The organism is Nodosilinea sp. P-1105, from assembly GCF_012911975.1.
Classification (GTDB): Bacteria; Cyanobacteriota; Cyanobacteriia; order Phormidesmidales; family Phormidesmidaceae; genus Nodosilinea.
Window position 1 is genome coordinate 1 of record NZ_SMDQ01000018.1, and the last position, 18,756, is coordinate 18,756.

An 18,756-nucleotide genomic window follows, 5' to 3' on the forward strand; every position below is an offset into this window, starting at 1 on the left:
AGACAACCCTTTCATCCTTCATCCTTCTGCCTTCTGATTTTCCATTGTTTCCGTCCCCTTGCGGGGTAATGAGATTTGAACGGTCAGGTATGCTGTTCTACAGAAAAGGAGACCCCGTTTCCGTCCCCTTGCGGGGTAATGAGATTTAGAGAAAGAACGAAAAAGGAAGAACGAAAAAGGAAGAACGAAGAGCATTCTGTCACCACGATCAAATTAGACAGAGAGTTTTCTTTTTTCGTTTTTCTCTCTTCGTTCTTTCCCGTTGTTTCCGTCCCCTTGCGGGGTAATGAGATTTAGAGAAAGAACGAAAAAGGAAGAACGAAGAACGAAGAGCATTCTGTCACCACGATCAAATTAGGCAGAGAGTTTTCTTTTTTCGTTTTTCCCTCTTCGTTCTTTCCCGTTGTTTCCGTCCCCTTGCGGGGTAATGAGATTTGAACTCTAAGGAGCTTGCCATTTCGTGTAACGGGAAAAAGGTTTCCGTCCCCTTGCGGGGTAATGAGATTTGAACCGTATGGGTACTGATTCCTCAGTTATCAAATTAGACGGGTTTCCGTCCCCTTGCGGGGTAATGAGATTTGAACTCCAGCCCTATTGGGGTGTCAGTTAGTGCAGTTTCATGGTTTCCGTCCCCTTGCGGGGTAATGAGATTTGAACATGAACTTTTTTGTGGCTACTCTTTGGCCGCTATTCAATGTTTCCGTCCCCTTGCGGGGTAATGAGATTTGAACGAACAGCTTAACGCTGAATAGCCTGGATGGGTTCAGCTGTTTCCGTCCCCTTGCGGGGTAATGAGATTTGAACCGTTGCCCTTGGTAGGTTATAAATCGCTGGGTCTTCGTTTCCGTCCCCTTGCGGGGTAATGAGATTTGAACCCCCTCGATCTGGAGCCCTTGCGGGGCAAGGCTTTCAACACCCCAAATCTGAGGGGGTCAGCCAGGGGGGCAAATAATTGAGAATCGCTGTCAACAACCCACTCTCAGAAAGGGCTGAAACCCTTGCACGGAAAGGCATCTGGGGGGGTCAACGAGATAATGCGGTTTTCGAGGTTCGGCAGACCCCCTCAGGAAAGGGAGCTTTTAACCAAGAATAGTCAATTTGCAGAGATTTGCCCACAAAGCTGAAACATTCTGCAATATTTTAGTCAAAAAAGATTTTTTTGTATTTAGGGCTACCCTTTTGCAGGGGATATCGCCGCGAGGCGTTGGGATAAAACCTGGGTAAGTTGTTGATAGGTCAGTGCGCCCGGCATAGAGAGCTATGGTCCCATTCTGTTTCATGCAATAGTCGTCAACCGCCCCTGCGCCGGTCATAGGAGAAGCAGACCTGTTGTTTAGTCACGGCGTGCGGATGAGTGAGGATGACGTATCGCGAAGCGAGGTAAAAACGGTATCAAGTTTACTTGCGTCCGGTCGAGAGGTGGGTTACATTTTTGACTTAGAGCTGTGTGCGTGCAGCTTGGTTCCCAAAATTTGGTCGAGCGCCACTGGAAGGTGTGGGAGCACCAACCAGCGGCTGACCCCTTCGACAGATCATGGCTGTCTCGGAGGCTGAGTAGCATTTTACTCGTGGCCGCTCCGAACTGCATATTGTCTGGGAGCGGCCAAGTTTTGGGTTTCCTACCCATTCGTTTTTTGGAGGAAACCCTCATGTTGTGTTTTACCCGCCAAGATCTCCGAGGTCTTCAAGACCTCGGAGATCTGAATCCCTTGCACCTGACCACCCCCAACCCCCAGCCAGGGCGAGAGCGGTTGCGCCATCTGGTGATTGGCTCGCCGGAGGGGGTGCGATCGACGATTAACCTGCTGCATGTGTTGACCTATGCCGAGCAGGCGACCTGGAGCCAGTTGGTAACGATCCCGCCGTCTGGGATTTTGATTACGCCGGAGCAGGGGGAGGTATTTAGCTTGTTGAGGCGCGACAGACAGGTAGAGTGATGAAGATATAGGCTGAACGTACCCAGCCCTGTCAAGGTGAGGCAGATTTAGGGGTCGATCCCTCGGATTGGCCGCTGAGCCAAGGACTAGAAGTCCAAGGCTCAAAGCCGAAATCCGCTGAAGAGGATTGGGAGCCGAGTTCCCCAGTCTGCTTTAGCAGGCTTTTGCGGTGAGCCAGGGAGTTTACTCCCTGGTGGTTGTGGCCGCAGCCCTTGTCTGACGACCACAAGCCTAGCAGCATAGGCGTAGACCCAATGCCTATGCTGTGTTCCTTTCAGGACGCTTAAAATCCTTGCGTAGCAACAATTTTTCACCTTGAACTTTGCATTTTGAATTCCGCGTAGCGGTACTAGCTCATCACCGCATACTGCCGCCAGATATCGCCATAGACAATGTTGGGGGTGCGCCAGGGCTTGTGGTGGCCGCCGCTCCAGTGGATGACGGCCACCTGCTTCAGGTCTTTTTTCAACAGCCAGGCCAGGGGCCGCATGTTGCCATAGCCGCAGCGGTTCCAGCGGGCATCCAAGTGCAGATAGTGCTTGAACATTAGGTTCAGCAGGGTTTCATCCCCCAGGTTGAGCAGGCGATAGTCGTAGCTGGCGTCCCAGTCCATGTAGTGGCGCATGGTGGCATAGGTGGCCTCGCCCCAGTGGCTGACGTCGGTGACAATCAGGCCGCTGTTAAACGTTTTCTCAAAGGCTCTAATTTCTGACCAGGCTTTCAGCGGTTTGCCAAAGTAAAGGAAGGCCGGGAAAAAGTGGGGCACCGCTGCAAAATAAAGGTCCGAGGTCAACTGGGTGCTTTCAAACAACTGGGCCACATCCCCCAGCACAATCACATCGGCATCTAGGTAAATGACTTTAGTCAGGTCGGGAAACAGGCTACCCAAAAACAAGCGAGCATACTGCATGTAGCGCGAGTTCTGGCGATCGCGGTTTTGGGGCTTAAACCGCTGGTTCAGGTAGTCTGCCAGATACTGGGGCGGTGTAAACCCGGCCAACCGCCACTGAAACGGCGGATCTGGGAAGTACTGCCGCAGGGCTTGTTCAAACTCCCCCTGCTCTGCCGGGGGCACGGCAATGTTAAACCGCAGGGCTGTGGGATGGGCGGTATTGCGGGCCACCGAATTTAAGGCGGCCAGCATGCCGACCATCACCCCTTTATTCAGGGAAAACGCGATGTCAATGGTCATAGCCGGTCGAATCCTCCTGGAGGGGACACCAAAATTTACCCTGAGAGGTTGTTTGAAAAGTCAAAGAGCCTTTTAGGTTATACCTGTGGAGTTAGACCAATGTCCTCAAACTTCAGGGAGTTTATGGCCTCTTGGCGGCAAACTATACCTGGGATCACCTTTTTCAAACAACCTCTGAGCCCGGTACCCTAAGGAATAGGCATTGCAATCACATCGAGGACACAACCACTATGGCCAAAGTTACCTGGAACGGCGTTGTCTTGGCCGAAAGCGACCAGTGCGAAGTCGTAGAAGGCAATCAGTACTTTCCCCCGGAGTCCCTGAACCAGGACTACTTTCAACCGATCGATAAAACCACGGTCTGTGGCTGGAAAGGCACCGCCAACTACTACGACATCGTCGTCGATGGCCAGGTTAACCCCGGGGCCGCCTGGTACTACCCAGAACCCAAGTCAGCCGCCAGCAACATCAAAGGGTATGTGGCTTTTTACCGCAACAAGGTGACGATGGAATCGTAGGTTGGATTGGGGCTGGGCATACCCAGCCCCAGGACGACTAGACCTTCTTCAGCCAGCTAAACATGGCCCGCAGGTCCTTACCCACTTCTTCAATCGGGTGCTCCGCTTCCCGGCGGCGCATGGCCGTAAACCCGGCATTACCGGACTGGTTTTCCAGGACAAACTCGCGGGCAAATTGACCAGTCTGAATTTCGGTCAAAATTTTCTTCATTTCGGCCCGGGTTTCATCGGTGATGATCCGGGGACCCCGGGTGTAGTCGCCGTATTCAGCGGTGTTGGAGATGCTGTCGCGCATTTGGGCCAGGCCGCCTTCCACCACCAGGTCCACAATCAGCTTCACCTCGTGCAGGCATTCAAAATAGGCCAGCTCTGGTTGGTAGCCGGCATCCACCAGGGTTTGAAAGCCGGACTTGATCAGCTCGCTGAGGCCGCCACAGAGAACCACCTGTTCCCCAAACAGATCGGTTTCGGTTTCTTCTCTAAAGGTGGTTTCCAGGATGCCAGCCCGGGTGCCGCCAATGCCCTTGGCATAGGCCATGGCGCGATCGCGGGCCTGACCTGTGGCATTTTGATAGACCGCAAATAGACAGGGCACCCCTTGCCCTTCCTGGTAAGTGCGGCGCACCAGGTGACCGGGGCCTTTGGGGGCTACCATCACCACATCCACATCGCTGGGGGGGACAATTTGGCCAAAGTTAATGTTGAAGCCGTGGGCAAACAGCAACACGTTGCCTGCTTCCAGGTTGGGGGCAATGGCGTCTTTGTAGACCGCCTTTTGCACTTCGTCGGGCAGCAAAATCATCACCCAGTCGGCCAGCTTCACCGCATCAGCCACGGGCTTTACCGTCAGCCCTTCCGCTTCGGCCTTGGCGGCAGAGCGGCTGCCTTCGTATAGACCGACAATGACATTAACGCCGCTATCTTTGAGGTTGAGAGCGTGGGCATGGCCCTGGGAGCCATAGCCAATAATGGCAACGGTTTTGCCGTTGAGTAAATCTAAATTAGCGTCACTGTCGTAATACATGCGGGCCATGGGCGTTCTCCTTACTTAATCCACTGGCTGGGGTTTGCGGTGCAAGCTCTTGATCTTACCAAAACAAAGGGGGCCAAAACAAAGGGGGCCAAAACAAAGGGGGCCAAAACAAAGGGGGCTAAGGAAACGACGGTGTGAGGTAGCACTAATTCGGCTGCGGTTGTGGGCCGTCGCCGCGCCATAATAGGATCACGTACTAACCTTTTGCTAGAGCTAACACACCCATGCGGCCCAAGCGATCTGCCAAACCCAAGCTAGGACGGCTCGAAAAAATTGATCCGGTGGACTACTGGCAGAGCCCAGCCGACTTTCAACATTGGCTGATCGAGCCCGAAAATTTGGAACTCCTGAACGAGGCCCTGGGGTTGGAGCTGGCGATCGCCGATCCCGCCGCTTTAGTCGATGCCATTGACGAGGACCTCAACTATCTGACACTGGTGGATGCTGGCGATATTCCGGTGCTCATCACTGTGCAGATGGGGACCACTGACGCCACTCACCTAGGAGAGTTGATCGCCTGGGCTGCGGCCGAGTCTGCCACCTCGGTGATTTGGATTGCAGCCGATTTTGCGGCTGATCAACAGTTGGCCTTGGGCTGGCTGAACCAATTGGGTGCGGGGGCTGTTACCTTTACTGCTGTTGAGTTGGAGCTGTGGCAGATTGGTAAAAATGCCATGGCGGTTAACTTTACCCCTGTGGAAGAGGATGGGGCCACTGACCTGGCTGAGGGTATCGCCCCAAAGTCCGCTGACTCTGGCGCTGAACCAGACCCAGAGACAGAACCAGAACCCGAGCCCCTGACCGAGTTGCAACAAGAAAATCTGGACTTTTGGAGCGGCCTCTGCGATCGCCTGGATCGCCAGGGCAGTCTGGTGAAGCCCGGCTCCCCCACCCCTGAAGCCACCCTGGGCTTTGCCATTGCCCGAGCCGGGTTCCGCCTCAACGCCATCCTCGATCGCGACCACCACAGCCTTTACACCGAGCTGCTGCTATCTGGGATTGATGCCCATCCCCACTTTTACCTGCTGGCCCACGAAAAAGAACTGATCGCCGACGAAACCGACCTGCCCCTAATCTGGGATGACGCCGGGGAGCACACCTGTGTGGTGGCCACTGTGCTGGAAGGGGTGAATGTGGGCGATCGCGATCGTTGGCCCGACTACCAAGCCTGGTTCTGCCACTGCCTGGAACGGTTCTACGAAGCCTTCTTTGACCGGATTAAACAGCTCGATGCCGCCGCTTACCAACCTCTACCCCGGCGATCGGCCCCCCTCACGGATGCCCTGATTTTACCGGCCAGCCAGCGAGGTTAGGGATCTGCCCGCTTTTTCAATTCCTCAGCTTTCAGACTGTTCCCGCTCCTTGCGGGTAGCTTTGCAGGCCGAAACGATGACAGAGGCCGATCGCCGCAACCGCTCCGCCTGGCCGCCTGTAGTCGCGTCAGCCCCTCCTAAGGGCTGATCCAGGAGGGGCTGATTAGGTGATTGGCCCAAGCATTGATTGATCGAGCGGCGGGTTACATCGGCAGCTTTGCTGACCGTTAGGGCCTGCCCTTTAGCGACAGTTGCCTCGCGACCAACCCCACTCCTCTACCCCAATGGATACCTGAGAGCCTGAGCGGGGATTGCCACCACTGAGGTCAACCAGGGCCAACTCCGTAGCCGCTCGAAAGGATCCCCGGTAAATTGGCTGTCCCTGGGCATTATTTTGGGCAAACCGCAGAGTTGAGACCGTGGGTTCTGCGCCTGCTCGCTCCCATTGAATTTGTGTGAACCGCTGATTTGCAGCCTCAGCCCGATATTGCCAGCCATTTTGCATCTGTCCAGTGCAAATGACAGTTCCGGCAGCAGGGGGAGTAGCGGGGGGCTGGGTAGCGGCTTGTTGGCCACTGAATTGAATAAAGAAGGGCTGACCATCCAGGGTGCCATTCGACGAAATGCTGATGATCGAGTTATTCGGGCCATAGCGAATATTGGCCGGCCCCTGGGCATCTGCATTACCCGAAGAGGTGAGATTAAGGACAATGTCTTCCGCTGTTTTGCGGGTTTGCTGTCCTCCAAAAGTAATATTGTTGCCGTCCGCCAGGCGAATCGATAGCTCGGCCCTGTCATCTGGCTGTACAGTCACCGAGGCAAAGGTAATGTTCTGGTTTGAACGCCCTTGAAGACCGAACACCCCTTGTCCTTGCTGCGTCAGGGTCACCACCTCAGCCGTCGGGGGACGGCTGACACTGTCGTCGGCGATGGTGAAACGAATCGATAAGGGTTGGCCATCCAGGGTGCCACTGCCGCTCAGGGAGATTACAGTGTTGCCTTGGTAGCGGACGGTGAGTGTGCCCGAGGCATCAGCCCCGCCAGCGCTGATTAGCTGGATCTGGGCCTCATCCCCACTGCGACTGACCAGTTGCCCGTCCCAGCGCTGCAAGTTGCCATCGGCCAAACGCAGAGAAATCTCCACTAGCTGATTGGGGCGGCCGGTGACGGTAACGAAGGTCACCGTTTGGCTGGGGCGATTACCGATTGATAGGGTTCCTTCCCCTTCGCCTATCAGGTTCCAGTCGGCCTGTTGGGCGATAACCGGGGCGGCCGACATGGGCACGGCTGCCCTGGCAAGCTGGGGAGTGCTCATAACCGTGACGGCAGCGCCATAGGCCAAAGCTGCATATGTCAAAATCGAGCGGCTTTTCATATTGAAGACCTTTTGCTAATTAGGCTTAGCCCCTGTCCGAACAGACTCCCCAAACCTTGATGTCGCAATGGCTAATCAGGGTTTGGGGCAAGGGCTGAATACGTGAACCAGGCAACTGGCTAGGAATGGTTGTCATTCCATAAAATTCTCTAACAAGGCAGAGACAATGACTTTTTCCCCGAAGAGGACTCTAGCAGAAATGCCTCGGCAACTCAATCAGAGGACTGGGCATACGGGTGGCTGGTTTCAAGGCTTTTGAAACCTCCCTTCAGGGACCATAGCAGTTGGCGTGATGCTGTCGGGTAATGGTGGGTTGAGCACCCAGATCAACGCAGGGTGCATATCCCTAAGGTGAAGCTCTGCCACAATAGAGTTGGAGTGTTCAATATCAACCATGCTTGACCCACTTGCCCGGCTGATGGGGCGTCGCCCCTTACCCGTCAAAGCCAACGTCGAAATTTATACCTGGCAAACCTGCCCCTACTGCATTCGCGCCAAGTTGCTGTTGTGGTGGAAGGGAGTTGGCTTTACAGAATACAAAATTGACGGCGACGGCGGTGCTCGCCTGCGCATGGCCCAACGGGCTGAAGGTCGAAAAACTGTACCTCAGGTTTTTATTAACGATCGCCCCATTGGCGGCTGTGATGACCTCTATGCCCTCGATCGCCAGGGGCAGCTCGATGCGCTGTTGCTGACCCCGGCTGAGGCCGCTTAGGTCCACCAGGCCATGACTCGCCCTCTTAACCCACGCCACAACCGTTGTAGGCGCAGAACTAGGCCACGCCAACCGGTTCGCTGGGGCGATCGCGGTGTTGCAGGCGACTTGACGTTACAGCTTTGCAGCTGACCTAGCATCGCCTCTAGATGACTGTCTCGAGTCGCCAGCTGAGCGGGTAGACAGTGGGATTGGTTTTCGCAGGAACTGCACAACATAGGCATGATGGCTAACCGGCTTTACCTCCGGTAGATTGAACAAGGCCGTCCCTCGGTCGAGGCCCAAAGCGTGTTCCATCTAAACAACGTCTTAAACAACGTCCTCCTCCCAGACCTTAGACTCAGCCCACCATACTGACCTTGTCAAAACTCTAGATCAGGGTTTAGCTGGAACCCGCTACCTCTAGTTTGCGGTGAAAAATAAAAAAAATGGTTTATGGCGAACTAAAGACTTGTTTAAGAAGCACAGCTATGTGAGTACCCTGGGCTGAATACAGCCCCATGTGAGGATTCACGACAAATAATGACGTTCTTGTAATGCCCTCGGCAGCGGGTTGGCCATTCCCCAGACAATGGCGACAGGGGTTGCCCCCAAAAGGCGAACTATGGCGGCTTGCTAGTGGGGTCTTTCCCCTTGGGCACCCTGGCTAGGCCAATGCTGCAATCCCACGCTGAAATCATTGTTTAGGCTGGACCTCCAGCTGTTTTGTTATGGCTCCATCGATTTTGTCCGATGCTAACCGTCGTCTAGAAAAGGCCCTGAAGTACGTCACTATTTCCGAAGACGCTTCGGAACGGTTGCGCTATCCCAAAGCCAGTCTGACGGTATCGATTCCGGTGCGGATGGACAATGGCATTCTGCGGGTGTTTCAGGGGTACCGGGTGCGCTACGACGATACCCGTGGCCCTACCAAGGGCGGGATTCGCTTCCATCCCAGTGTCACCCTCGACGAAGTACAGTCCCTGGCCTTTTGGATGACGTTTAAGTGCGCCGCGTTGAATTTACCCCTGGGGGGGGCGAAGGGGGGGGTGACCGTGAACCCCAAAGAACTGTCGATGTTTGAGCTAGAACGGCTGAGCCGGGGCTATATCGACGCGATCGCCAACTTCATTGGCCCCGACGTAGACGTGCCCGCTCCCGATGTCTACACCAACCCGATGATCATGGGCTGGATGATGGATCAGTACAGCATCATTCGCCGTAAGCTAAGTCCGGCGGTGATTACCGGCAAACCTCTGAGCATGGGGGGCAGCCAGGGCCGCGACACCGCCACGGGCACGGGGGCCTTTTATGTGCTGCAAGCGCTGATGGCCCGATTTGGCAAAGCACCCGAGCTGACGACGGTGGCGGTGCAGGGGTTTGGCAATGCCGGCAGCGTCGTGGCCCGCCACCTGTTTGACGCTGGCTACAAGGTCGTAGCGGTCAGCGATTCCCAGGGGGGAGTGTACGCCCCCCAAGGGCTAGATATTCCGAGCATTCAGCAATTTAAGACATCAACCCGCAGCCTGAAGGCAGTGTACTGCGAAGGGACAGTGTGCAACATTGTGCAAGATCACAGCATCTTAACTAACGAGGAACTGCTGGCTCTAAATGTGGATATTCTGATTCCGGCAGCGCTGGAAAACCAGATCACCGCTGAAAACGCTGACGCTATTCAGGCTAAGTACATTTTTGAAGTAGCCAACGGCCCGATCACCTCCGAAGCCGACGATATTTTGGCGACGAAAGGCATTTATGTGTTTCCCGATATTCTGGTGAATGCGGGAGGGGTGACGGTCAGCTATTTTGAGTGGGTACAAAATCGCAGTGGTCTCTATTGGTCTTTGGAAGACGTCAATCACCGGCTGAAATCGATGATTGTCACCGAGGCAGAAAGCATCTGGGATATTGCCCAAGACCTGTCTATTTCTCCCCGCACCGCCGCCTATGTGCATGCCCTGGAACGCCTGGGGGATGCCCTGAACGCCAAAGGCACCCGCGATTATTACGTCAGTGGGATTTAGCCTTGATCCCCAGAATCAGAGAAGTTCATCATGCCGTCCGAACTTAAATTGGTGATTCTAAGCAAAGAGTCTGCCAGTTCAGCAAAATTTTCGCCTGGTAAATTAGATCTATTTATACAGGTTGAAAGAAGTCTGCTAACCCGATAATAGGTACGTAAGCGCTCAACCTGCTCTGAATTTAGTCCATGAAGAAAAGGCAAGCCAAGCGTCTTCAAAAAATTGGCTAAACTACTTTGCCAACGATACCTTCTTGCCTCCCACCAGTCCTCCATAGTATCAAACCTAGCTTTTTGCTCACCAATAAGATGAAGCCATCCCTCAACTACATCTTGCCGCTGGGAATCATTTCTAAAGAACTTCTGCAACCGTTGAATGCTTAATTCAAAGCTTGCTGCTTTATCTGCTTCACCACAATAGTGATATGCTCTGTAAAGTAACTTATGCCCTTGCAATATATTGTTGTCTACCATGCTTGTGGCTAAGTGAAAATCGGGCAAGTCAATTTTTTTCTGATATGCGTTAAAGTTTATATTTCCTCCTGAATCTTCAAGAGCCATGGCAAAATACCACGCTCGAATCAAGGTCTGAATATGAGGCTTACCACTACTCGTAGTAGCGTAAGACACAAATGTAGCAGCCCGGTCAACCTTTTTCAGAAAACCAACTATCTTTATGTCACCATTAACATAGCTATCGATTTTCATTTTGAAACCCAAGAAAAACTCCCAGGCACACTCTCTCGGCACCAATTCAGAAACGAGCTCAATCACGAAGTTCCATCGTCGATCAGCTAAATAGTGATAAACATTTTTATAGGTGTTTGTGCTGATAAGATGCTCGGCTGTGAAGTACTCTTGATAGGTCAAATGGGAAAAGGAACAGTAAATTTCTCCCCATCTTACTAGTAAGCCGTTGAACTGTTCTATATTTTTTATAATGCTTCTGCCATCAATTATTGCAGGATTGACGTGATAAGTCTCTTGGCAATACCTGGTTATGATTCTTTCAACGTCTCGTATAGCAAATAAAATCTGCTCATTGAGATTCACAAAAAAGTAGTTCGCTATCTGACCCAATATGTTTTTGATGTCTTTCTCTTTAAAATTAGGCACATTTTCAATAGCTAGGCTACTTGACTGCCCCTGCCTGGCCAACACAGAAATACCGCTAGAGAATACACCTGCTCTTTGGGTGGGAAAGTCTCCATTGCTGTCGTAGGTTACGCACAGCAGATTAAGCAAAACGGGGCGACGCGATATTTCGCGAATACTGGCATACCTGGGGGATCTCAGTTTCTCTAGCATCGAGTCTGCTACTTCTTCGTTGCTGCCATGGAAGACAAACCAACGACGTACGAATTGTGGAATCTGCTTATTGGAGTAAAAAGGAGAGATAATTACTTTCTGGACACCTTGAAAGGAAAATAAAGAGGCTAATCGTGAAGTAAATAAAAATTTGCAATTTTCATAATTGTCGAGCATTTCTTGCAACATAAATTGAATACTTGCTCGCTTGCCTTCCAATGCCTCGTCTAGTCCATCAAATAAAAACAGAACTCGACCTTCCCGCAATATAGACTCAAAATCTGCAGGCTTAATTCCCCAAGAGTCAAACATCTGTTCAACAAATGTCATGATTGTTGCGACACTGCTAGAAGCAGAATATCGCCTAATTTCAACAAACACTGGAATGTATTGGCTTAGAACAACACCGTCACGACACTTTAATGCTACAGACTGAAGATAACTACTTTTTCCAGAACCAGGATCTCCATAGACAAATAGCCGTCTATATTGGGTGAGAATTTTAGAACCACTTGTTCTTCGTCCTCGCAAGAGTTTGATACCAACTCGGTCAAATTCATCCTCTACACTTTCTTCAGAGTTAAGCAGCACTTCTCGATTTAGGGCAGGGTACTCTGAAGGTACCTGAGAAACTTCTAGCATATCGAGCTCAACAAAGTTTTCTCGAACCCATAAACTTTTGTCAAGCATTTGTGACTGCTCTGGAGCCTCAAACGAAAATCGAGCTTGCCTTCTAGCCTCATGGACGAGAAAATCAATATCTACTTTCGAAGGGATTCTTTGGTCTACTGTGCTTGAATAAGATCCAACTTCATAGGATTCACAAGCATCCAACCAGTCTTCAGACTCAACCAAGTATTCATAGTGCTCGCAAATGACTCTAACATTATCAAACTTTCCCCTGTTACCTGATAAAATTCGAGCGATGGTAGCTTTGCTGACTGAAACTCCTGAAGCATGAAAGATAGCAAGCCTTAAATCTGAGATATGACTATCTCCAAAGCATTTTTTTGACTCATCCAAAAACTTTTTGTAATACTCTGGCTTTAGTCTTAGATACTTAGGATTTTCGTTAGATGATGACATGGACCCTGATTGACTCGCGTTTTAAATGCCAGAACTTACTTGATTCTTGATTCGGCAATTACTTGCTTAATAGCCACTGGTAGAACCCAAATTCAGAATTGTTGAAAAAACTGAACTCATTTCCTAGCACTGGTTGCCAGCACTTATTGAGAAGATGCTCTGATTTCAAGCTAGTACTCTGAGGCGGAAATGGCACTGCTATTTCTGGGCGGCAAAACCCCTTTCACATAAGGGATTCCCCTTCTGCCTTGCTGTACTAGTGCTTGACTGAGAACCCAGATGATTCACCTCCACAGGTCTGGCAATTCCGTGAGGCTTCAAATCCTTTCTTACCAGTGATAAAAAACCTGCATCTTGTAAAAAGATTTCAGCAGACTTGATTCTTTGCTGAAATCCTTTCACAGTAAGGTTTCCAGAGCATCAGAGGGCTATCAAGTAAACCTAGTATTGCTTCTGATATAGCGGTTTTCACCCGATTGAGATAAGGTCTAAGTCCTGTAAGCTTTATGTAGCAAGGATTTCAATGTACTTTATCCAATCAAGAACCGCTATAGAGCCTTACCTTAGCTTCAGGTGCGCCTCTATCCATCCTAAATCTTGAATTGATTGCTGAGCTAGGTGCTGTGACAAGGCCAGCTGGGAATACGACTCACATTGCTTTCGATGCATTTATCCACCCTGAGATTAATACCTTTTAGTATCTAATACTAAGCAGAGTGAAGGCAATTGCAATCTAAGAATCCTTATATCTTTATACCGTGCATGAAAATTGGTGCCTGGACTTCAGACTTATCATTTTTTCTTTCTGAGGTTTTACCTGAGTACCTATCTTAACCTTCTCTGACCAGGGAAGACGTAGAAAACCCCGTGATATCAAGGGTTTCACGCCCCTCTATATACTTCAGCATGTTTAGAGCAATTACATGGGTGAGTAGGGGACAGTACTCCAAAAATGTGTTTTCTAATACATTCAAACAATATGCTTGACTGAATGCAACGGTTTGTTAAGAAAATCGCTGCAGCTCAATCATGAGTGCGCTCATGAGTTTGTGTTGCCTCTAGATGTAATGACATCGCAAGGCTAATTACATTTCAGAGGGAGTAAACTCATGGTTGTTACCCAATACCACGCCCATCACCCAGAAGGCATAGTATGTCCTCGTTGTGGCAAAAGTACAATTGTGTTGCACGGAGACAGTACTTATGTGTGTCTAGATCATCAGTGTGGCTTTCGTCACGATGTTTCAGACAATAAGAGTGGCCCTCTAGGGAGCTTTCTTGCGACAGTCTGTGGACTGCTCGTCTTGCTTGTCTTCATCTAGGGATCAGTGTCTTGCTCAAAAGAGAGCTCGGTCAAGCTTGGCCGAGTTTTTCGTTTAAGGGCTATTGCATTGCTTGTGGTTAAAGAATAAGTAGCGATCGCAAAGACGCCCGCTTTCCCTACTCTCCAGAGTTGCTGCAAGGCCACTGGAAGCTGCTCCATGATGCTTTGTTATTGTCATACCAAATCCTGCCTGGCTAACCCCGATACCCCAGCGGTGCATTGCGGCGAACCAAAGCGACTAGTACTTTGAGGCGGAAATGGCACTGCTATTTCTGGGCGGCAAAACCCCTTTCACATAAGGGATTCCCCTTCTGCCTTCTGCCTTCTTACTTCTGCCTTGCTGTACTAGGACTTTCCCGGATGACCTTGTAGCCGCAAATGCACCCTACGGCGGGCCTTTTGGGAATCGAGGTTGTGTGACTCGGACTTGGTATCACCCGGGATTCTGGCATTTAAGTTGTCCCCTTTTCGAGTACGTCCCGGATATACAGTTCTTGCACCAAAATCATCCCCACCACCGCTAGGGGAGTGGCTATTAACACACCGAGGGGACCAAACACCAATCCCATGGCTAGCACAGCGGTCAGGGTCAACACTGGCGGCAGCGAAGCCGTCTTAAGCTGCACAATTGGCGTCATGACATTCCCCTCTAGCTGCTGCACCACCAGATAAAACACGGCCACGTACAAGGCTCGCATCGGCCCCACTGTGAACCCCATTAAGATGGCAGGGACCGCCGACAGCAGCGGTCCCACCACCGGAATAAACTCCAGCAGCCCAGTAATCACCCCCAGGGCCAGGGCCAGAGGAATGCCCATCAAGTGCAACCCGACGCTGACTGTGATGGCAATCAGCACCATCGACAGCAGCCGACCCACGAGCCAAGACTTGAGGCCGCTAATGATCTGGCTAATGATCTGATTAGCCCGCTGCCGTCCCTGGGGAGGTACCAGTTGCACCAGGCCGAAACGGTAGCGATGGGGGTCTACCGCTAAAAACAGAGCCGTAAACACAATAAATAAAACATTTGCCAACACTCCAAATCCCTCGGCAAAGGTTGCCACCAGGCCATCCGCAATTCGCTCTACCCCAGGTAGACCAGGAGTCGTCTGGTCAATTTCGTCCAGCAGTTCATCGGGCAATCGCTCCCCCAAGGCTTGGTTGGTCAACAAATCTTGCAGTTGGTCGCTGGCCGCCTGCACCTGTTCTACCAGTTGTTCAATCTGAACAACCAAAGCTGGCACAAGCTGCACCGCACTCACCACCAGCACCGCCAAAGCAATAACCAAGACCACCCCTAAAGACCAGGGATGGGGAATAGGCGTAAAGCGCTGCACCTGGCTCGCCGCAAACCGTAGAACAATCGCCAGTAAAACCCCTAAAAACAGCATAAATAGGATGTCGGCGATGGCCCACAGCAGCAGCCCCGTCACTCCTAACAGGGCCAATAGCCCGGCCGTTATCAGCACGGGTTGTAGATCGAAACCGCTGTATTTGGCCATCGCGCCCACCCCGATGTCATGAGTCTCTTCATCCTACAGGCAAGCTCTCTGCCAGGGTTAAAAGTCGATTGCATCTAACCATCAGCCGTGTCCAAGACACTGAGTTCAGCCAGATGAATCAGTCTCGCCAACAGTCTGAACAGTCTGAACAGTCTGAATAGAGGATTACATGGAACATTTTAAGGCTGGGTAGGACAGTCGCCCGCTTCTTGGCCTAAGCACAACAGAGGTGTCAGGTTTAGACCCAGGCTTTATGATGAGGGACAACACGTATCCTAGGCCAGAGCAGGGCTTTGCCCGTGGGACCCTCTTTTTTATGATTCACCTTCTGCACCTCTCCGATATTCATATGGGTAGCGGCTTTGCCCATGGCCGACTCAATCCCGAAACTGGCCTGAATACCAGGCTAGAAGATTTTGTCGCCGCCCTCACCCATTGCATCGATCGCGCCCTAGCGGAATCGGTTGATTTGGTGCTATTTGGCGGCGATGCCTTTCCCGATGCCACACCACCGCCGTTGGTGCAACAGGCCCTGGCCCGGCAGTTCTGTCGCCTCTCGGCGGCGGGCATTCCCACGGTGCTGCTGGTAGGCAACCACGACCAGCATGCCCAGGGTCTGGGGGGAGCCAGTCTATCGATCTACCGCACTCTGGGGGTGCCCGGTGTAGTGGTGGGCGATCGCCTAGAAACCCACCGGATCGATACCCGCAGCGGCTTGGTGCAGGTGGTCACTTTGCCCTGGCTGACTCGCTCGGCCCTGCTCACCCGGCCCGAGACCGAGGGGCTGTCAATGGCCCAGGTGAATGAGCTGCTGTTGGATCGACTGCGGGTGGCTCTAGAGGGGGAAATTCGCCGTTTGGACGACCAACTACCCACCATCCTGCTGGCCCATGCCATGGTCGATACCGCTGCCTATGGGGCGGAGCGCTTTTTGGCAGCAGGGCGAGGCTTTACCATTCCGATGGCGATGCTGGCCCGCCCCTGCTTTGACTATGTGGCCCTAGGCCATGTGCACCGTCATCAGGTGCTCTGTGACCAGCCGCTGATGGTCTACCCCGGCAGTATCGAGCGGGTGGACTTTAGTGAAGAGCAAGAAGACAAGGGTTACATGCTGGTGCAGGTGGGTCGGGGACAGGCCACAGGTCAGTTTTACCCATTGCCGGTGCGTCCGTTCAAAACCATTCAGGTGGATTTGACCACTGCCACCGATCCCCAGGCTGATTTGTTGGCCGCGATCGCCGCCTCTGCTATTACCGACGCCGTGGTGCGCTGTTGCTACACCCTGCGGGCCGACCAGGTGAACCAACTGGACCAAGCCGCCCTAGAAGCTGCCTTAGCCGCCGCCCACACCTACACCCTACAGCCCGATATTCAAATTCAGGTCAGTCGCCGCCGCCTGCCAGAGTTGGGCACCGACAACAGCCTCGATCCCCTGGCGGCCCTAGAGGCTTACTTGGCCAATCGTCCCGATCTTGAGAATTTGTCTGCCCCGATGGTGGCCGCTGCGGCCGCCCTGGTGAATGAAGAGACGGCAATTGATCTGGCCGCCGATTTAGCTGATCTTGATCCCTTAGATCTCGATTTAGCCCTTGCCCTCGAGGACACAGAGCAACAACTGAGGCTGTTGTAAGTTGGGGTGATTCCCCGATGCGTCCTGGGCAGACTGTTGATCACACGTTCATGCGTCGCGTCCTATGTACGACCTCGTTTTGGCCGCCCTAGAGGCCCAGCAACTGACCCAGGCTGCTACGTTGATCAAACAGTGGCAGGGCAAAAGTCCCCAAGACCCTTGGCTCAGGCTGGCCATGGGACGCTATTGGGAGGCCAAAGGCGATCTGGAAAAGGCCCAAGTCACCTACACACGAGTGTTGCAAACAACCGCCAACCCCAAGGTGCTGAGCCAGGCCAGGGAAGGGGTGCAGCGGATGTGCGACCAATTGGCCCAGCAGCGGGAGCATGATCTCAACGCAGCTAAAAACCGCCCTGGGGCCACCCAGACGGCTGTATTAGCCCTGGCTCCGGTGGCTGGAGCCCAGCGTCAGGCGGCGGCTCAGGGGCTAGCCCAGGTGTTACAGCTAGATCTTTACACAGCCCGCATGCGCTTGCCCAGCCAGCACTGGCGGTTGCTGCGGGTGGGGCCAGCGGGGGAACTGCAATATTTTTGTGAGCAGCTGCAAGCTCAACAGATTCCGGCCCGATGGACGACGGTGGATCAAATTAAAGCACTCCCGGTGTTTCGGGTGGAGGCGATTCAATCGTTTGAACCCCACATCAGCTTGATTTGCCAAGACAATACGGGCCAGCGGGGCAGCTTACACCTGGGCTGGGGCGACATTAGTCGCTGGCTGGTGGGGGCGCTACCCCTGTACGAGTCGATAGTGGACCTGGGTCCCTGGGGAAAACTGAAGCGCAAACAGGCCACCCAGGACTATGCCGAAGTCATGGACTGGCACCTGCACCGTCGCGGCTGTATTTTACGATTCTGCGATCGCGCCTTTAGCTACCGGGACACCGCCGCGATTCCCTCCATGACCGACACCTCTCCCCAGACCAGCCTGATCGCCACCACCGTTTGGAAAGCCCTGAAAGCCCATTGTCAGGAGGGCATTCAGTCCGCCCCCTACACTGACTTCACTGGCTTTGGGGATGGGGCCTTAGACTTTATGACAGTCATGCCTCCGTTTGAGCCCCACGTCGACCTGATTCGTCCGCAGCCTTCGGCCTGGGATGGGGCCTTTCACTTGTACAGTAGTCTGCGATTTTTGAGCGATCGCTAACCTCGCCCCCGACCACAAAAAATCCCCAGGGGTCGCTACCCTTGGGGATGCATTCGAGGCAATAACGTCGCCAACTAGCGGCTCGGCATTTGCTTAGCCATATCTTTAAACGGGGACAGGCTAGGACCGGGACGACGACGGCGGGGCATGGATGGCCCACCCACATAATCTGCAGCGAAACTGGTGATTTCAGGCACCGGCGGTACCGGAACCATGGCCGGTTTAGGATCAGCCTTGGCTGCCGCTGGCTTGGCCTTAGCTGCTGAATCAGCCTTAGCCACCGCTGGCTTAGGATCAGCAGGCTGGGCCTCTGCCGCCGCTGACTGGGCCGCAGACTCAGCCTTGCCGCCGCCATCGGTCTCATCCAACTCCAGGAAAAATTCCGATTTCTTGCCCAGGCCCACTAGCCCGCCAAGGGTCTTAAAAATACCGCCAATTAGTCCAAAGATAGCGCCGAAAATAGACTTGATTAAACCCATAGGTATATCCCTTCTACCTGCTTTCCTGAGAATCTTCCAGCCGCGATCGCCCGCACTACAGCCGCTGCACTTAGCTCAATCAGCCATCTTTGCCATACTTGGGAAGCGGGGATGATCTGGAATCTCCCTTAATTGATTATCAAGTTCCGTTACGCATTCTTACCAGACTAGGGGACAACTAGATAAGAAAGTTAACAT

At 52.7% G+C, this 18,756-nt stretch carries 14 protein-coding genes and 1 CRISPR repeat array; of the genes, 7 read left to right on the forward strand and 7 right to left on the reverse strand.

The window, feature by feature from the left end; all coding sequences use genetic code 11:
* Nucleotides 1-405 precede the first annotated feature (405 nt).
* Nucleotides 406-875: a CRISPR direct-repeat array (repeat unit 35 nt; unit sequence GTTTCCGTCCCCTTGCGGGGTAATGAGATTTGAAC).
* 774 nt (nt 876-1,649) lie between these two features.
* Entirely contained in the window at nt 1,650-1,937 is a 288-nt protein-coding gene (locus tag E1H13_RS10180; protein WP_240966575.1) for a hypothetical protein, read from the forward strand.
* 349 nt (nt 1,938-2,286) lie between these two features.
* On the opposite strand, the gene E1H13_RS10185 is transcribed toward E1H13_RS10180, so the two are convergent.
* Nucleotides 2,287-3,129: a glycosyltransferase gene (locus E1H13_RS10185; protein ID WP_169613307.1), complete on the reverse strand. Its 843-nt coding sequence runs from the start codon at nt 3,127-3,129 to the stop codon at nt 2,287-2,289.
* Between the two features lie 230 nt (nt 3,130-3,359).
* Here E1H13_RS10185 and E1H13_RS10190 point away from each other — a divergent pair, with 230 nt between their 5' ends.
* The gene (locus E1H13_RS10190; protein ID WP_169613308.1) at nt 3,360-3,647 is read left to right on the forward strand and encodes a DUF427 domain-containing protein; all 288 of its coding nucleotides are present in this window, start codon (nt 3,360-3,362) and stop codon (nt 3,645-3,647) included.
* A 37-nt stretch (nt 3,648-3,684) separates the two neighbouring features.
* Here E1H13_RS10190 and ilvC read toward each other — a convergent pair whose 3' ends face one another.
* Nucleotides 3,685-4,680, reverse strand: coding sequence for a ketol-acid reductoisomerase (gene ilvC / locus E1H13_RS10195; RefSeq protein WP_169613309.1), 996 nt, complete (start codon nt 4,678-4,680; stop codon nt 3,685-3,687).
* Between the two features lie 224 nt (nt 4,681-4,904).
* Here ilvC and E1H13_RS10200 point away from each other — a divergent pair, with 224 nt between their 5' ends.
* Nucleotides 4,905-5,993: a DUF4268 domain-containing protein gene (locus tag E1H13_RS10200; protein WP_169613310.1), complete on the forward strand. Its 1,089-nt coding sequence runs from the start codon at nt 4,905-4,907 to the stop codon at nt 5,991-5,993.
* 241 nt (nt 5,994-6,234) lie between these two features.
* Here E1H13_RS10200 and E1H13_RS10205 read toward each other — a convergent pair whose 3' ends face one another.
* Nucleotides 6,235-7,368, reverse strand: coding sequence for a hypothetical protein (locus E1H13_RS10205; RefSeq protein WP_169613311.1), 1,134 nt, complete (start codon nt 7,366-7,368; stop codon nt 6,235-6,237).
* 394 nt (nt 7,369-7,762) lie between these two features.
* Here E1H13_RS10205 and grxC point away from each other — a divergent pair, with 394 nt between their 5' ends.
* Nucleotides 7,763-8,083, forward strand: coding sequence for a glutaredoxin 3 (gene grxC / locus E1H13_RS10210; RefSeq protein ID WP_169613312.1), 321 nt, complete (start codon nt 7,763-7,765; stop codon nt 8,081-8,083).
* Here grxC and E1H13_RS10215 read toward each other — a convergent pair.
* Nucleotides 8,080-8,301 carry a hypothetical protein gene (locus tag E1H13_RS10215; protein WP_169613313.1) on the reverse strand — a complete coding sequence of 74 codons (222 nt, stop codon included), beginning with the start codon at nt 8,299-8,301 and terminating at the stop codon, nt 8,080-8,082. The genes grxC and E1H13_RS10215 overlap by 4 nt on opposite strands.
* A 492-nt stretch (nt 8,302-8,793) precedes the next feature.
* On the opposite strand from E1H13_RS10215, the gene E1H13_RS10220 reads away from it, so the two are divergent.
* On the forward strand, nt 8,794-10,086 hold the full coding sequence (locus E1H13_RS10220) for a Glu/Leu/Phe/Val dehydrogenase (protein WP_169613314.1): 1,293 nt from the start codon (nt 8,794-8,796) through the stop codon (nt 10,084-10,086).
* On the opposite strand, the gene E1H13_RS10225 is transcribed toward E1H13_RS10220, so the two are convergent.
* Nucleotides 10,083-12,476, reverse strand: coding sequence for an NACHT domain-containing protein (locus tag E1H13_RS10225; protein WP_169613315.1), 2,394 nt, complete (start codon nt 12,474-12,476; stop codon nt 10,083-10,085). The two genes, E1H13_RS10220 and E1H13_RS10225, sit on opposite strands and share 4 nt — an antisense overlap.
* Nucleotides 12,477-14,252: 1,776 nt before the next feature.
* Nucleotides 14,253-15,269, reverse strand: coding sequence for an AI-2E family transporter (locus E1H13_RS10230; RefSeq protein WP_169613316.1), 1,017 nt, complete (start codon nt 15,267-15,269; stop codon nt 14,253-14,255).
* A 349-nt stretch (nt 15,270-15,618) separates the two neighbouring features.
* Between E1H13_RS10230 and sbcD the strand changes: the two genes are divergently transcribed.
* Both sbcD and E1H13_RS10240 read left to right on the forward strand, forming a co-directional pair.
* Nucleotides 15,619-16,932 (forward strand): exonuclease subunit SbcD, encoded by a 1,314-nt coding sequence (gene sbcD, locus E1H13_RS10235; RefSeq protein ID WP_169613317.1) that lies wholly within the window; start codon nt 15,619-15,621, stop codon nt 16,930-16,932.
* A gap of 64 nt (nt 16,933-16,996) precedes the next feature.
* Nucleotides 16,997-18,079 (forward strand): tetratricopeptide repeat protein, encoded by a 1,083-nt coding sequence (locus E1H13_RS10240; protein ID WP_169613318.1) that lies wholly within the window; start codon nt 16,997-16,999, stop codon nt 18,077-18,079.
* A gap of 74 nt (nt 18,080-18,153) precedes the next feature.
* Here the strand turns inward: E1H13_RS10240 and E1H13_RS10245 are convergent, their stop codons facing one another.
* The gene (locus tag E1H13_RS10245) at nt 18,154-18,558 is read right to left on the reverse strand and encodes a hypothetical protein (RefSeq protein WP_206070309.1); all 405 of its coding nucleotides are present in this window, start codon (nt 18,556-18,558) and stop codon (nt 18,154-18,156) included.
* Nucleotides 18,559-18,756: the final 198 nt, after the last annotated feature.

Coding starts and splice junctions, on each gene's coding strand:
- ilvC (WP_169613309.1), bottom strand. CDS start 4,680: ATGGCCCGCATGTATTACGACAGTGACGCTAATTTAGATTTACTCAAC.
- E1H13_RS10190 (WP_169613308.1), top strand. CDS start 3,360: ATGGCCAAAGTTACCTGGAACGGCGTTGTCTTGGCCGAAAGCGACCAG.
- E1H13_RS10185 (WP_169613307.1), bottom strand. CDS start 3,129: ATGACCATTGACATCGCGTTTTCCCTGAATAAAGGGGTGATGGTCGGC.
- grxC (WP_169613312.1), top strand. CDS start 7,763: ATGCTTGACCCACTTGCCCGGCTGATGGGGCGTCGCCCCTTACCCGTC.
- E1H13_RS10200 (WP_169613310.1), top strand. CDS start 4,905: ATGCGGCCCAAGCGATCTGCCAAACCCAAGCTAGGACGGCTCGAAAAA.
- E1H13_RS10240 (WP_169613318.1), top strand. CDS start 16,997: ATGTACGACCTCGTTTTGGCCGCCCTAGAGGCCCAGCAACTGACCCAG.
- E1H13_RS10180 (WP_240966575.1), top strand. CDS start 1,650: ATGTTGTGTTTTACCCGCCAAGATCTCCGAGGTCTTCAAGACCTCGGA.
- E1H13_RS10225 (WP_169613315.1), bottom strand. CDS start 12,476: ATGTCATCATCTAACGAAAATCCTAAGTATCTAAGACTAAAGCCAGAG.
- E1H13_RS10245 (WP_206070309.1), bottom strand. CDS start 18,558: ATGGGTTTAATCAAGTCTATTTTCGGCGCTATCTTTGGACTAATTGGC.
- E1H13_RS10205 (WP_169613311.1), bottom strand. CDS start 7,368: ATGAAAAGCCGCTCGATTTTGACATATGCAGCTTTGGCCTATGGCGCT.
- E1H13_RS10220 (WP_169613314.1), top strand. CDS start 8,794: ATGGCTCCATCGATTTTGTCCGATGCTAACCGTCGTCTAGAAAAGGCC.
- E1H13_RS10215 (WP_169613313.1), bottom strand. CDS start 8,301: ATGTTGTGCAGTTCCTGCGAAAACCAATCCCACTGTCTACCCGCTCAG.
- sbcD (WP_169613317.1), top strand. CDS start 15,619: ATGATTCACCTTCTGCACCTCTCCGATATTCATATGGGTAGCGGCTTT.